The 14,602-nt window shown below is 70.6% G+C and carries 12 protein-coding genes; 3 read left to right on the plus strand and 9 right to left on the minus strand.

The window, feature by feature from the left end; genetic code table 11:
- Positions 1 to 10 precede the first annotated feature (10 nt).
- From A4R25_RS02640 to A4R25_RS02665, 6 genes are read right to left on the minus strand one after another with little or no spacing between them, the layout of a single operon-like run.
- Complete coding sequence (locus tag A4R25_RS02640; RefSeq protein WP_064445465.1) at positions 11 to 2,122, minus strand: alpha-glucuronidase; 2,112 nt, start codon at positions 2,120 to 2,122, stop codon at positions 11 to 13.
- Positions 2,119 to 2,808, minus strand: coding sequence for a hypothetical protein (locus A4R25_RS02645; protein WP_064445466.1), 690 nt, complete (start codon positions 2,806 to 2,808; stop codon positions 2,119 to 2,121). The genes A4R25_RS02640 and A4R25_RS02645 overlap by 4 nt, the downstream gene beginning before the upstream one ends.
- Positions 2,805 to 4,331: a xylan 1,4-beta-xylosidase gene (locus A4R25_RS02650; RefSeq protein ID WP_064445467.1), complete on the minus strand. Its 1,527-nt coding sequence runs from the start codon at positions 4,329 to 4,331 to the stop codon at positions 2,805 to 2,807. The genes A4R25_RS02645 and A4R25_RS02650 overlap by 4 nt, the downstream gene beginning before the upstream one ends.
- Positions 4,328 to 5,971 (minus strand): extracellular solute-binding protein, encoded by a 1,644-nt coding sequence (locus A4R25_RS02655; RefSeq protein ID WP_064445468.1) that lies wholly within the window; start codon positions 5,969 to 5,971, stop codon positions 4,328 to 4,330. The genes A4R25_RS02650 and A4R25_RS02655 overlap by 4 nt, the downstream gene beginning before the upstream one ends.
- Positions 5,972 to 6,013: 42 nt before the next feature.
- A complete protein-coding gene (locus A4R25_RS02660) occupies positions 6,014 to 6,952 on the minus strand; it encodes a carbohydrate ABC transporter permease (RefSeq protein WP_231915413.1) in 939 nt (312 codons plus the stop codon).
- Positions 6,949 to 7,878 carry a sugar ABC transporter permease gene (locus A4R25_RS02665; RefSeq protein ID WP_064445469.1) on the minus strand — a complete coding sequence of 310 codons (930 nt, stop codon included), beginning with the start codon at positions 7,876 to 7,878 and terminating at the stop codon, positions 6,949 to 6,951. Before A4R25_RS02665 ends, A4R25_RS02660 begins: the two co-directional genes overlap by 4 nt.
- A 67-nt stretch (positions 7,879 to 7,945) precedes the next feature.
- Here A4R25_RS02665 and A4R25_RS02670 point away from each other — a divergent pair, with 67 nt between their 5' ends.
- Positions 7,946 to 8,971 carry an acetylxylan esterase gene (locus A4R25_RS02670; RefSeq protein ID WP_064445470.1) on the plus strand — a complete coding sequence of 342 codons (1,026 nt, stop codon included), beginning with the start codon at positions 7,946 to 7,948 and terminating at the stop codon, positions 8,969 to 8,971.
- A gap of 29 nt (positions 8,972 to 9,000) precedes the next feature.
- On the opposite strand, the gene A4R25_RS02675 is transcribed toward A4R25_RS02670, so the two are convergent.
- The 3 genes from A4R25_RS02675 to A4R25_RS02685 are packed head-to-tail and all read right to left on the minus strand — an operon-like array spanning position 9,001 to position 11,254.
- On the minus strand, positions 9,001 to 9,966 hold the full coding sequence (locus tag A4R25_RS02675; protein ID WP_064445471.1) for an ABC transporter permease subunit: 966 nt from the start codon (positions 9,964 to 9,966) through the stop codon (positions 9,001 to 9,003).
- A complete protein-coding gene (locus A4R25_RS02680) occupies positions 9,963 to 10,862 on the minus strand; it encodes an ABC transporter ATP-binding protein (RefSeq protein ID WP_064445472.1) in 900 nt (299 codons plus the stop codon). The genes A4R25_RS02675 and A4R25_RS02680 overlap by 4 nt, the downstream gene beginning before the upstream one ends.
- The gene (locus A4R25_RS02685) at positions 10,859 to 11,254 is read right to left on the minus strand and encodes a GntR family transcriptional regulator (protein ID WP_043322934.1); all 396 of its coding nucleotides are present in this window, start codon (positions 11,252 to 11,254) and stop codon (positions 10,859 to 10,861) included. The genes A4R25_RS02680 and A4R25_RS02685 overlap by 4 nt, the downstream gene beginning before the upstream one ends.
- A 154-nt stretch (positions 11,255 to 11,408) precedes the next feature.
- On the opposite strand from A4R25_RS02685, the gene A4R25_RS02690 reads away from it, so the two are divergent.
- Complete coding sequence (locus tag A4R25_RS02690; protein ID WP_064445473.1) at positions 11,409 to 12,935, plus strand: alpha-N-arabinofuranosidase; 1,527 nt, start codon at positions 11,409 to 11,411, stop codon at positions 12,933 to 12,935.
- Positions 12,936 to 13,327: 392 nt separating this feature from the next.
- Positions 13,328 to 14,584: an ABC transporter substrate-binding protein gene (locus A4R25_RS02695; RefSeq protein ID WP_043322939.1), complete on the plus strand. Its 1,257-nt coding sequence runs from the start codon at positions 13,328 to 13,330 to the stop codon at positions 14,582 to 14,584.
- Positions 14,585 to 14,602: the final 18 nt, after the last annotated feature.

Genomic DNA, 14,602 nt, shown 5'->3' on the forward strand with positions numbered 1-14,602 from the left:
GCGCGCCGGCTCAGTGGATGCGGCGGCCGTGCGCGTCCGGGATCCCGGACTTGCGGAAGAAGTACGTGTTGATCTGGTCCCGCCACTCGACGGCGCTGCGGAGCTGTTCGTCGAGGCGCTCGGCCACCCGGTCGTGGACGGCCGGGTCGACCGCCCCGGCGACGAGCCGCCACCGCTCCCGCATCGCCATCACCTCCTCGACCCCGGCGAAGTGCGTGTCGTAGATGTGCTGGATCACGGTGCGGCCGCTGTGCAGCACGTGCCGGTAGGGCACGTGATGGAAGAACAGCAGCAGTTCGTCGGGGCAGCGGTCGCGGGACTCGTACACCTCGGACCACGGCGGCGGGTACTGGCCGGTGAAGCCGGTCCCGGTCGCCCGGGTCCGGTCCACCCCGACGCCGTCGCGGTCGGCGAAGTGGTAGGTGCCCCACGGGGTGTACTCGTAGCCGTCCACGTCCGGGCCGTAGTGGTGGCCGGGCCGCACCATGAACCCGACGCCGAGCGGGGCGGTGTAGCGCTCGTAGGTGCGCCAGGAATCGTCCATGATCGCGTGCATCGTGCGCCGCAGCGCTTCCGGGTCGCCGGTGGTCACCGGCAGCCACGTCAGGTCGATCCACTCGTCGAGGATCGCGCCGGGATCCAGCAGCGGATCCCAGGCGAGCCGGCCGAAGGCGTACAGGTTCGCCTGGGCCAGCGGGTGCCCGGTCCAGAACGGGTCGTCGCCCACGTTGGACACGGCGACCAGGCCGCCACCGGCGCCCGCCCGTCCGGCCGCAATGTCGGCGATCGTGTCGCCGGCCGCGCCCCGGGGCCGGAACCGCAGCACCTCGCTCCACCAGGGCGCGAGGTAGCAGACGTGCCGCTGCTGGCCGGTGTACTCCTGCGTCGCCTGCACCTCCACCGCCAGCCGGGTAGCAGGCATCGCGGCGAGCACCGGGGACACCGGTTCGCGTGGCTGGAAGTCGATCGGGCCGAACTTCACCTGGACGATCACGTTGTCGGCGAATCGTCCGTCCAGCGGCGCGAAGTGGTCGTGGGCGGCCCGGGCGCGGTCGGTCGACCGGTCCCGCCAGTCCTGGTGGTGGTCGTAGACGAACGCCCGCCAGCGCACCACGCCGCCGTGTGGCGCGAGCGCCTCGGCGAGCAGGTTCGCGCCGTCGGCGTGGTCGCGCCCGTACGCGAACGGGCCGGGCCGGCCCTCGGAGTCGGCCTTCACCAGGTAGCCGCCGAAGTCGGGAATCCGCTGGTACACCCGCCGGGTGGCGGCGGCCCACCAGTCCCGTACGCGCTCGTCCAGCGGATCGGCGGTGGGCAGGCCGCCGAGGACCACCGGGGCGGCGAAGGTCACCGCCAGATGCACCCGGATGCCGTACGGGCGGAACACCTCGGCGATCTCCGCGACGTCACCGAGCCGGTCGGTCAGCAGCAGTGCCTCGGTGTCGTGCACGTTGACGTTGTTCACGCAGATCGCGTTGACACCGCAGGCGGCGAGCAGGCGGGCGTAGTCGCGGAGCCGGGCGGGCTCGTGCCGGGCGGCGCCGTCGCGCCAGAACAGGGAGCCGCCGGCGTAGCCCCGCTCGACCTGGCCCGACACCGGGTGCAGGGCCACGTTGTCCCAGTGGTCGAGCATCCGCCGGTCCAGTGCCGGCCGGTGCCGCCGCGCCGGAAGGTCGTCGTGGAAGGCCGCCGCGCCGAGCCGGATCACGTGGAACATCCCGTACAGCAGGCCGGCCGGCGCGTCGGCGAGGACCACTGTCACGCCGCTGGCCCGCGTCAGCAGGTACCCCTCGTCGCCGAGCGCGCCGTCGCCGGTGCCGTTCACCGCCGGTGTCGCGCCGAGCCGGACCGTCTCCGCCGCCGCGTTCGGCACCGGGCCGGCGCCGCGCAGGGCCAGCACCAGGTCGGCGTCGACAGGCCACGGTGGCCCGTGCCAGAGCCGTCCGCCGTAGCGGGCGCAGGCCCGGCTCACCTCGCCGAGGACGGTGTCGACCAGGAGCCCGTCGCCGTGCACCAGCACCGGCCGGGAACCGAGCTCACGGAACGCCGCAGTCGGTAGCCAGGCGGCATGCCAGGCCGACTCGCCGCTGTCGGCCGACAAGCGGCCGGTGACCGGGACGCTCACGCGGTGAACTCCGCCCGGATGTCGTCGATCATGGGAGCACCGATCCGCAGCAGCGCCAGCACCAGGAGCGCGGCGAGCAGGGCGAGCACCGCCTCGGAGAACACCGCGGTGACGCCGGCGGCGGCGACCAGCAGCGCGACGTTGCCGATTGTGACGCTGGGCTTGCGCGCCACGTAGTACACGGCGAGCCGGAGCACGTCGCGGGTGCGGAAGGTGAACAGCGAAACGATCACCAGCGCGTTGACCCCGACCAGGATCACCCCCGCCCCGACCACGACGAGCGGCACGGCCCACCAGCCGGGGACGGCGGCGGCGGGCAGGTTCGCCAGGTTGACCGCGATGACTGCGAGCCACAGCAGCGTCGGCGCCCAGACGCGCAGCACGCCCGCCAGGTTGGCCCGGTAGGCCCGGCGGAACGCGGCGGCGGGACGGAGATCGGTCAGGTCGGGGCGCTGGTGCCGCAGCGTGTGCAGCGCGGCCGAGACGGCCGGACCGACCGGCAGCGCGGCGGCGGCGACCAGCGGAAGGTTGCTGCTGTCGCGGTCGAGCAGCACGAGCACGGCCAGACCGGGCAGCGTGCTCACCAGGAGCAGCAGTTCGACCACGAGCAGGGTGTGGACCGTCGCGGCGGCCCGCGACAACGGCCCGTCGCCGAACTCCGGCAGCCCGCCGGTCGCGCCGGTCACCGTCGGTCCTCGTGCGGGTCGAGCAACCTGTCGTCCCACCACGGCGGCGTCTCGTCCACTACCGGGGTCAGCTCGGCGAGAGTCACCTCGTGCCGGGCGAGGACGAGGTCGAGGTCCGCCCGCCCGCCCGCGACCGGCACTGCGCGATGGGTACGGGCCGGCTCGGCGGCCTCCCGCAACGCGTCGAGCTGCCGTGGCCGGGGTGAGTGCGGGCTGCCCATCTCCCGCCAGGCCGCGAAGGCGTTGCCGGCGTCCTCACTCACTGCCGAGCGGAGCAGGAACGCCGACGCGGTGCCCGGCGGGCCGATCGGAACCGACAGCGACAGGGTGTGCCGCTCGGGTACCGGCTCGCGGCCGGTGACGTCCACCGGGGCCCAGGCCAGCACCGCGACCCGGCCGTCGGGGTGCCGGGTGACGAGATGGTCCGGCCCGCGCGCGAGCACCTCGTCGCCGAGCCGGGCCATGAACGCGTACAGATGGTAGGTGGGTTTCTTGATCTGCCGGTGGGTGAGCAGGCCGAAGCCGCCGTGCAGCGGCGCGGTCGGCACCCCCTCCTCCTCGAACACGTCGCTGAAGGTCCAGTAGGAGAAGGAGTCGACCAGATCCCCGCCGCCGGCCAGCACCGGAGCGAGGTAGGCGGCGTGGAAGGCCGTGTCGTGGATCGGGTTGTCCGGCCGGTAGGAGGAGTTGAACTCGGTGATGTGCACCGGGTGGTCGGCCAGCGCGGTGCCGGCCAGGTGCCGGCGGGGCGCGGCGAACTGTTCCAGCAGCTCCGTGGCCGGAGCCAGGGTCTGCCGGGTGCCGAACGGCAGGTGCCGGGCCGGGCCGGAGGTGTAGGCGTGCCGGCTGACGAAGTCGACAGGCACGTCGCGGTCGGTGACGAACTCGGCGAACGGCTTCAGCCACTCGTCGGCGCCGGGGGACAGGGCCGGGCCGCCGACCTGGAGCGCCGCGTCGACGTCCTTGACGGCGTGCGCCGAGACCTCGTACAGGCGGTGGTAGGCGTCCTGGTCGGCGCCCTGCCAGAACGCCGGCAGGTTGGGCTCGTTCCACACCTCGATCGGCCAGCCGCGCACCTCGTCGAGGCCGTACCTGTCGACCAGGTGGGCCACCGTGGCGCGCACCAGGTCACCCCATTCGGTGTACGACCGGGGCGGCGTCACGTTTCCCCGCCACCAGAACACGGTCTGGTCGCCGGAGGCGAGCGCCGAGGGCATGAACCCCAGCTCCACGAAGGGTCGGATGCCCAGCGCGAGGTAGGCGTCGACGACCTGGTCCACGTAGGTGAAGGCGTGCCGCACCCGGCGCTCGCCCCGGTATTCGTACGGGCGGTGCACGCCGACGCCGTCGCTGAGCAGCCCGTGGCCGCGGATGTGCCGGAAGCCGATGTCCTGCTGCACCAGCGCCAGCGAGTCCTGATAGTCACGTCGCAGAGCCAGGTCGAACCGGCCGGTGCCCACGCAGGTACGCCAGGCGTCGGTCAGCCGGCCGGCAGGCCGGTCGGGGACGAGGAGCCGCGTCATCCGTGGTTCTTGCGGTACCGGTCGTACGCCTTGTTGACCAGGTCGATGTAGGCCTGCGCGTTCTTGCCCTTCAGCTCCGAGACGTAGGCGTCCCACTCGCTCAGCGGCCGCTGGCCGAGGGCGAACTTCAGCGTGTTCTGGGTGACGTGGTCCTTCAGCGCGGTCGCCCACAGCGTCGTCTGCTCCCGCTCGGAGTCGCTGAGCGGCGCCGGTGGCGGAGTCACCCAGGGCGCGGCCTTGCGGGCGCTCATCTCCTTCTGGAACTCCAGTTCCTCGGGTGAGAAGAACGACTGCACCAGGTCGAGCTTGCCCCCGTAGGCGAAGACGCCGTTGTAGAAGCCGAAGTCCTTCTGCAGGTGCTTGGTGCCCTTGGGGTTGAGGCCGATGACGTTGACGTCCGGGGCGAGGGTGCGCTTGCCCGAGCCGTCCTTGGTGTACGTGGTTCCCTCGACGCCCCACTTGGCGAACTCCTGGCCGGCGTCGGAGTACCAGAGCCAGTCGACGAACTGCATCATGGCCACGAAGTTCTTGCCGTCGCGCGCCTTGCTGGAGATCATCACGCCGTTCTCCAGCCGGGTCGCCGGGTTGACCGCTCCGGCCGGCCCGACCGGGAAGAGGATCTTGCCGAGCCGGGCGTTCGGGTTGATCTTCGCGATGTCCGGGCGGTAGTCGTTCACCAGGGTCTGCGCGTTCGTGCTGATCACGAAGGACTTGCCGCTGGCGAGCTTCTGCCGGGCCTGGTCGTCGGTCTGGGTGAACGTCTCCGGGTCGAGCAGCCCCTCGGCGACCAGCTTGTGGAGGTACTCCACCACCTGCCGGTAGCCGTCCGAGGCGCCGGTGAAGATGTACTTCCCGGCCCCGGAGTCCCAGCTCGTCGGCTGGTAGTTCCAGCCGGCGCCGGGCAGGCCGTGCGCGAGGGCCAGCATGTTCAGCAGGTTGCCGGCCGGGTTGGGCTTGCCGAACCGGTCGGAGAACGGGATGACGTCCGGGTGGGCCGCCTTCATCGCCTTGAGCATGGCGTACACCTCGTCCCAGGTGGTCGGGGACGGGATCTTCAGCTGCTCCAGCACGTCGGTGCGGACCGCGAGCGTGTAGTCCTGCCAGGGCTTCTCGTGCAGGCCGGGCAGCAGGTAGAACTTGCCGTCCTCCTGCCGGAGCGTGTCCATCTCCGGCTGGAGCTTCCACTTCTCGATCTTGTCCTTGAAGTGCGGCATCAGGTCGAGGTAGTCGCTGACCGGCAGGATCGCGCCGGAGGAGACGTACGAGTTCTCCTGCGGGTGGTAGGTCTTCGGGATGATCATCGGGGCGTCACCGGAGCCGACCAGCACGCTGCGCTTCTGCTCGTAGTCGCTCAGCGGGACGGCGACCGGGTCCAGCTTGACGTTCGTCCGCCCGGCCAGCTCGGTCCAGAACAGCCACTCCGGCTTGAGCGGGTAGTTCGGGTGGTTGTTGTAGAGGATCGAGAACGTGACCGGCTCGGTGGCCTTGAACTGGTCGCCGATGCCGTACTTGTCCATCGCGCCCGTACGGTTGCGGTCGAGGTCCTTCTTGTCCGGGGTGTCGTCGCCGCAACCCGCCAGGGCGACGACGGCGGCCGCGCCGCTGGCGAGCAGTACCTGGCGCCGGGACAGCTGGGCCATGGGTTCTTCCTTCCGGTGGTGGGGTGGTGGTGCGGGCGGCGGCTATCCCTTCACGGCGCCGAGCATGATTCCGGAGACGAAATAGCGCTGGATGAAGGGATAGACCGCGAGGATCGGCAGGATCGTCAGCACGATCGTCACGGACTGGATGGTGGCGGCGGACTGGACGACGTCGCCGGCGCTGCCGAGGCCGCCGCCGGTCTGCGTGGCGTCGGTCGCGCCCGCGATGAGGTTGCGCAGATAGACCGTCACCGGGAGCAGGTCCTGCCGGTCCATGTAGAGGAACGCGGCGAACCACGAGTTCCAGAACGAGACGGCGTAGAACAGCACCATCGTGGCGACCATCGCCTTCGACAGCGGCAGGACGATCCGCAGCAGGGTGCCGTACGTGTTCAGCCCGTCGACGGCGGCCGCCTCCTCCAGCTCGACCGGCAGGCTCTCGAAGAACGCCTTCATCACCAGCAGGTTGAACACGTTTATCGCGTTGGGCAGGGCGATCGCCCACACCGTGTTCTTCAGCCCGAGGCTGGTGACCAGGACGTAGTTGGGGATCAGGCCGCCGGTGAAGAACATGGTGAACACGGCGATCCCGACCAGCGCGGTCCGGCCCCGCAGGTGCCGCTTCGACAGCACGTACGCGTAGCAGGTGGTCAGCACGACGGAGACGAGCGTGGCGACCACCGTGTAGAAGACGGTGTTGCGGTAGCTGACCCAGAACGTCGGGTCCGACGTCACCACCCGGTACGCGGTCAGGTTGAACCCCCGCGGCACGAGGTTCACCTCGCCCGCGACGATGTACGCGTTGTCGCTGAGCGAGCGGGCCACGATGGTGAGGAACGGATACAGGGTCACCACCACGACGCCGGTCAGCACGAGGGCGTTCACCACCTGGAAGACCCGGTAGCCGCGGGTGGGCCGGGGGCCACGCGGCCGGGCCACCGGTTTCCGTGTGCGGGCCTGGGCGCGGGCCTGCGTGCTCACCACAGGCTCGTCCCCACCGTGCGCCGGGAGATCGCGTTCGCCGACAGCACCAGCGTCAGCCCGATCACGGACTCGAACAGGCCGATGGCGGCGGCGTAGCTGAGGTTCCCGGAGACGATGCCCACCCGGTACAGATAGGTCGAGATCACGTCCGCCGTCGGGTAGGTGAGCGGGTTGTACAGCAGCAGGATCTTCTCGAAGCCGACGGCCATGAAGGTGCCGATGTTGAGGATCAGCAGCGTCACCATCGTCGGCCGGATCCCCGGCAGCGTCACGTGCCAGGTCTGCCGCCACCTGTTGGCGCCGTCGATGCGGGCCGCCTCGTACAGGTCGCCGTCGACGGTGGTGAGCGCGGCGAGGTAGAGGATGGTGCCCCAGCCGACGGTCTGCCAGACCTCGGAGGAGACGTAGATCGTCCGGAACCATCCGGCCTGCTGCATGAACGCCACCGGCTCGCCGCCCACGGCACGCACCATCTGGTTCACCGTGCCGTCCACCGACAGCAGTTGGAGGACCATGGCGGCCACGATCACTATCGACAGGAAGTGCGGCAGGTAGGACACCGACTGGACGAACCGCTTGAGCGCGCGGTTGCGCACCTCGTTGAGCAGCAGCGCGAGCACGATCGGCAGCGGGAAGCAGAACACCAGCGTCAGCGCGCCCAGCACCAGCGTGTTTGTGAACACGCTCCAGAAGGTCGGGTCGGTGAAGAACAACCGGAAGTACCGCAGCCCGGTCCAGTACTCGCCGAAGAGGCTGCCGCCCGGCTGGAAGCGCCGGAACGCGATCACGTTGCCGAGCATCGGCAGGTAGCGGAACGTCAGGAAGAACAGCAGCGGCAGGACTGCGAGCGAGTAGAGCTGCCAGTCCCGGCGCAGGGCCCGCCGCCAGGGCGTACGGCGACTGCGCGGGGTCGGGGCTGCCAAGCTCGTCCTCCCCCTGACCGTCGGCCGGAACGTTTCCGGTAATACGTCGTAAGCCTTTCGGAAATTTATGGGTATCGTTATCTTCGTGTCAAGAGCGTCGATTGATATCTCCCTAGGCCAGCTCCGCCGCTACACGCCGGCTGTCGTCGAGCCCGCCGACTTCGACCGGTTCTGGCGGGCCACCCTCACCGCCGCCGCGGCCAGCCCGGTGCTCGTCGACGTCCGCCCCGAACCCACCGACCTGCGGCTGCTCGACGTGTGGGACGTGACGTTCGCCGGGTTCGCCGGCGAACCGGTGCGGGCCTGGTACACCCGTCCCGCGGGCGTAGCCACACCGCTGCCGGCAGTGGTGGAGTACCCCGGCTACGGGCGCGGCCGGGGCCTGCCGGGGGAGCGGCTCACCTGGCCGGTGGCGGGCTACGCCCACCTGCTGGTGGACAACCGGGGACAGGCCGGCCTGTACAGCCGCGGTGACACCCCGGACCCGCACGACGCTCCCGGCGGGCCCAGCCCCGCCACGAGGGGAATCCTGTCCCCGGACGACTACCACTACCGCCGCCTGATCACCGACGCGGTCCGCGCGATCGACGCCGTCCGCGTACTGCCCGGGGTGGACCCGGCCCGCGTCGCCGCGGTGGGCAACAGCCAAGGTGGTGGACTCGCGCTCGCGGCGGCGGGCCTCGTCGACGGCCTCGCCGCGCTCCTGGTCACCGCCCCGTTCCTGTGCGACATCCAGCGCGCCATCGAACTGACCGAGGCGTCCCCGTACGGCGAGATCGCCCGCTACCTCGCGGTGCACCGCGAGGCCGAGGAGCCGGTCCGGCGCACGCTGTCCTACGTCGACGGCGTCAGCTTCGCCCGGCGCGCCACCGCCCCGGCGCACTTCGGGATCGGTCTGCGCGACGAGGTCTGCCCACCGAGCACCGGCTTCGCCGCCTACAACCAGTACGCCGCTGCCGCATCGGCCACTCCGCTACGGGAGATGCACACGTACCCGTTCAACGGCCACGAGGGCGGGGAGGCCGTCCACGTCCGGCGGCAGCTGCGCTGGCTGGACGCGGTGATGCGTTCCGCCGGGACGGCAGCCGGCTGACGGACTCACCGGATGTCCGATGCAGGGCGCTAGATCACCCGGCGGCGTACCCGCCACACCACCACGCCGATCAGGATCGCCGCGACCGCGACGAACACCGCCGCCTCGATGAGCTGGAACGTCCAGAACCGGTCGGCCGGGTGGTAGACCCCGAACCGCTGGATGCCGCGTTCGTGCAGGAACTGGCTGAGGTTCGTGCCGGCCTGGTTGGCCGCGTCCTCCAGTTCGTAGTACTCCGTCGAGCTCAGCCTGCGCCCGGCGGCGTCCGCGTAGCCGCGTTCGATCACCCAGTCGGCGACGCCGGCTCCGGCCTGACCCTTCGTGCCGCCGGCGGGGACCGGCTCCATGGTGGTGAGCGGCGTGGCGTACGCGGGACGGGCCAGCAGCGCCACCGACATCCGGGCGGCGAGGAACGCCCCGAACGCGACGCCGAACGCGGGCAGGCTGCGCCGCAGGATCGCCCCCGCGGCGGTGGCGACGCCGAACGCGAACAGCGCGTACGCCAGCGGAACGAGCCCTTCCAGGTCGAAGGCGTCGTACTGGAACCGCCCTTCCCAGGCATCGAACGGCTGCCGGAACCAGGTGAGCACGGCGGTGAACATGCCGGTGAGCGCGACTGTGACGCCGGCCAGCGCGGCGAGCTTGGCCGCCAGCCAGCGCATCCGCGGCACGGCCTGGGTCCAGGCGAGCTGCCAGGTGCCGTCCTCCAGTTCGCGGGCGAGCAGCGGCGCGCCGAGGAACGCGCCGATGACGACGGGCACCAGGTAGAAGGCCGCGAGGAGGTTCTCGACGTATCCGTACTCCTCGTCGAGCCGGCGGAAGGCGGCCGTGCACGTCTCGCCGGCGCCTGCTGTTCCCGCGCACCGGGCGGGGCCGCCGGGGAACAGGTCGTGGGCCTGCGTCCCGAGCACGAGCAGGGCGATGCCGAACACGCCGAGAAGCAGACCGAGGACACAGACCTCGGTGCGGTGCTGGCGCCAGATCAACCACGTCATGCCGCCACCTCCGACGGGACCGCGGCGCCCGGCTCGGACGGCCGGCGCAGGTACGCCAGCACCAGGTCCTCCAGCCCGACCGGCTGGGCCTGCCAGCCCGGCGCGGCCGGGATGCCGCCGTCGCGTACCAGCAGGGTGGTGTGCCGGTCGCTGTGGACGGCGTCCACGACGGCGCCGGCCCGGTCGAGGTCGGTGGCCGTGCGCGGGCCGACGAGCAGCCGGTGCTCGGCGAGGAGGGTGTCGATGTCACCGGTGAGCGTGACCCGGCCGTGGTTGAGCACGACCAGGTGGTCGCAGACACGTTCCAGCTCGTGCACGACGTGGGAGGAGAACAGGACCGTCACCCCGCCGTCGGCCACCGCGCCCATGAGGACCTGCAGGAATTCGCGCCGGGCCAGCGGGTCGAGGCTGGCCACCGGCTCGTCGAGGACCAGCAGGTCCGGCCGTTTCGCCAGGGCCAGGGCCAACGCGACCTGGGCCTGCTGCCCGCCGGAGAGCGAGCCGGCCCGGCGGTCCAGCGGGATGCCCAGCTTCGCCAGCCGGCGCTCGGCCAGCCCTTGGTCGAAGCGGAGGTTGCAGGCCCGGCCGAAGCGGAGCATCTCGGCGACGGTGAAGCGCTTGTACAGCGGGTGGTCCTGGGCCAGGAACCCGATCCGGGACAGGGTCTGCGGGGTGCTGGCGGTGACGTCGTGGCCGAGGACCTCGACGGTGCCGGTGCTCGGCGCCAGCAGTCCGACGATCAGGCGCAGCAGCGTGGTCTTGCCCGCGCCGTTCGGCCCGACCAGGGCGATCACGCCGCCCGCCGGCAGGGTCAGGGTGCAGTCGCGCAGCGCCCAGCCCTTCCGGTACCGCTTGCCCACGCCGTCGGTGCGCAGCGCGATCTCGGTGTCTGTCACGCCACGTCCTCGTTTCTCGTCTGCTGGTGGACGGAGGTGAAGAGCGCGTCGACCGCCTGCTCGTCGAGGCCGGCCTCGTAGGCGCGGCGCAGCCACGTCGCCAGGCCGCGGCGCAGCGACGTGTACGTCGACGGCGACATCGCGGCCGACTGCTGCTCGGTGACGAACGTGCCCTGGCCGGGCCGGCCGGTGACCAGGTTCTCCTGCTCCATCTGCCGGTACGCCTTGGCCACGGTGTTCGGGTTGATGGCCAGGTCCTCGACCACCTCGCGGATGAGCGGGAGGCGGTCGCCGGGTTGGAGGAAGCCCAGCAGCACCGCCTGGCGGACCTGCTGGACGAGTTGCAGGTACGGCGGCACGCCGGAGTGGGTGTCGAGCCGGAAGACGAACACGGTGTCCCTTCGCTGCTTTACTAGTACCGTAGTAAAGCAGCAGGTGGGCGGTCAAGAAGGGCGGGTTGGCCGCGGCTGGGGGATCGACATGATCGCCGATGGCTGTATCGTTGCCGACGCCGCATCCCGCAGGCCGCTTCCAGCAAGGACGACCATGACCGCCTCCACCGTCACCGCCGTCATTGACCTCGACCTGACCGGCCCCACCATCTCCCGCCACGTCTACGGCCACTTCGCGGAGCACCTGGGGCGCTGCGTCTACGGCGGCTTCTGGGTGGGGGAGGGCTCCGCGATCCCGAACGAGGGCGGGATCCGCCTCGACGTGGTGGAGGCGCTGCGCCGCATCGGCATCCCGAACCTGCGCTGGCCGGGCGGCTGCTTCGCCGACGACTACCACTGGCGCGACGGGATCGGCCCGCGCGAGCTGCGGCCCCGCATGGTCAACTCGCACTGGGGCGACGTGGTCGAGGACAACTCCTTCGGCACGCACGAGTTCATGGCGCTGTGCGAGCTGCTGGGCGCGGATCCGTACGTCTCCGGCAACGTCGGCTCGGGCAGCGTGCGGGAGATGTCCGAGTGGGTCGAGTACCTGACCCGCGGCGACGACTCTCCGATGGCCGCCCTGCGGCGGGAGAACGGGCGCGACGAGCCCTGGCGGGTCCCGTTCTGGGGACTGGGCAACGAGGCGTGGGGCTGCGGCGGCAACCTGCGCGTCGAGCAGTTCGCCTCGCTGGCCCGCCAGTACGCCACCTACGTCCGCGACCACGGCGACAACACCGTCTACCGGATCGCCGCGGGCGCGAACAGCGACGACTACCACTGGACCGAGACGTTGATGCGCTCCTTCGACGACCTCGCGGCGCCGGACTCCCGCGCCTGGCCGTTCCAGGCCGTCTCGCTGCACTACTACACGATGACCCGGGGCTGGTCGTCGAAGGGCGCGGCGACCGGCTTCGACGAGGAGGAGTGGTACCTCGCGCTCCGGAACGCGACCCGGATCGAGGAGCTGGTCTCACGCCACGAGGCGGTCATGGACCGCTGGGACCCGCAGCGCAAGGTCGGCCTCGTCGTGGACGAGTGGGGCACCTGGTGGGACGTGGAGCCGGGCACCAACCCCGGCTTCCTCTACCAGCAGAACACGCTGCGCGACGCGCTGGTGGCCGCGGTGCACCTCGACACGTTCCACCGCCACGCGGCGCGCGTCGTGATGGCGAACATCGCGCAGACAGTGAACGTGCTCCAGGCCATGATTCTCACCGACCCGGAGACGGGCGCGCTCGTGCTCACGCCCTCGTACCACGTGTTCGCGATGAACCGGGCCCACCACGACGCGGCGTCGCTCGCGGTGACTGTCAAGGGCGAGGTCCCGGTGCGCGAGGTCGCGGGGGATCACCTGGCGACGCTCTCCGCGTCCGCCTCGACGCGCGGCGACACGGCGCTGGTCTCGCTGTCGAACCTCGACGCGCGGCGTCCGGTGACCGTCGTCCTCGACCTGCGCGGTCGGGACGTCACCTCCCACCGTGCCACCGTCCTGACCGCCGACGCGCTCGACGCGCACAACACGCCGTCGACCACTGGCGTCGCGCCCCGCGAGCACGCCGGGGTCACGGACCACCCGCGTGGCCTGGAGGTCGAACTGCCGCCGCACGCGTACGTCACGGTGGCGCTCGACCTCGCCTGACCGCCGGACACACGGCTCCGCGCACGGCCGCGTGACGACAGCGGTCCGGTGACGCCTGCGTTCCTCTCCTCACTCCGGCGCCTGGGGCCAGTAATCGCCAGTGACCTCGGTCGATCGAGTTCGCCCAGTGGCGCGCTGCTCGGTCCGATAATTTTCGGTGCTGTGCCGGTCGGAACGTCTGCCTCTTGCCCGGTGCTACCGCAGGCAGCGGGGTCGTTGACGGATGGCGGGGCACTTAGTAGCCTCAGCGCACACAATCCTGGCATGTAAATATCTCGATAAGTTTCGGAGACGACGACCTCGCCTGCGGTGCCCACCGCCGGAGGGACCGTCGCGCTGATTCGCCGCGGTCACCCGACCACCGCCGCGCACGATTACCGCATGGAGGGCCGTTGAAACGCGTCCGGAGCACCGTAGCCATCATCGCCACCGCCGCGCTCCTCCTCGGCGGATGTGGCGGATCAGACGGCGAATCCGACTCGAAGACCTTCGAGTTCTGGTCGTTTGCCAACATCAACCAGAAGGCCGACGTCGACGTCTACACCAAGGCGCACCCCGATGTGCGCATCAAGCTCACCGAGGTCGGCAGCACCACCGAGACCGCGCAGGCGCTCACCGCCGCGCTGGCCGGTGGCAAGGTGCCCGACCTGGTGCTCATCCAGGCCGACGACCTGCCGAAGTTCATGCAGTCGCCGGACAACTTCGTCGACCTCACCACGCTGGGCGCCGGCGACATCAAGGGGAACTACCTCGACTGGGTGATGTCGCAGGCGACGACCAAGGACAACAAGATCATCGGGGTGCCGACCGACGTCGGCGGGCTGGCGGTCGCCTACCGTACCGATCTGTTCAAGGCGGCCGGCCTGCCCACCGACCGGGACGAGGTCGCCAAGCTCTGGCCGACGTGGGACGAGTTCATCAACGTCGGTAAGCAGTACGTCCAGAAGACCGGGAAACCGTTCGTGGACAACACGCCGACCAGCGTCTTCTTCCAGGCGGTCAACCAGGGCAGCCAGCGCTACTACAGCGCCGACCGCAAGCTCGACTACGACAACGAGCAGGTCAAGGCGGCGTTCGACGTGACGCTGAAGGCCTTCGAGGCGGGCATCTCCGCCAAGCAGGGGTCGTTCTCCTCCGGCTGGACCGCGGCCATGAAGAAGGGCGACTACGCGGTGGTGTGCTCACCGTCCTGGATGCTCAGCCAGATGAAGACGAACGCCCCCGAGACGAACGGCAAGTGGGACATCGCCACCATTCCCGGGGGTTCGGGGAACTGGGGCGGCAGCTTCCTCGCCATCCCCAAGCGCGCCAAGAACGCGAAAGCGGCGTGGAACTACATCTCCGAGATGCAGTCGCCGAAGGGCCAGCTCGAGCACTTCCTGATGCAGGGGTCGCTGCCCACCACGCCGTCGGTCTACACGGACCCGCAGCTGGTCGGAAAGACCGACCCGTTCTTCAGCAACGCGCCGATCGGCAAGATCTACACCCAGTCGGTGCTGGGGATCAAGCCCTTCTACTTCGGCCCGCAGGACGGCCCGATCGGCACCGAGTTCCTCAACACGCTCACCAGCGTCGAACAGGGCAAGGTGAGCCCGGCGAAGGCCTGGGACACCGCGCTGACAAACGTCAAGAACGCCGTACGCGAATGACCGAGGGCTGACGTGCGG

Origin of the sequence: Micromonospora sp. NBRC 110037 (assembly GCF_001652995.1) — a bacterium.
In the GTDB taxonomy this organism is placed as follows: domain Bacteria; phylum Actinomycetota; class Actinomycetes; order Mycobacteriales; family Micromonosporaceae; genus Micromonospora; species Micromonospora chalcea.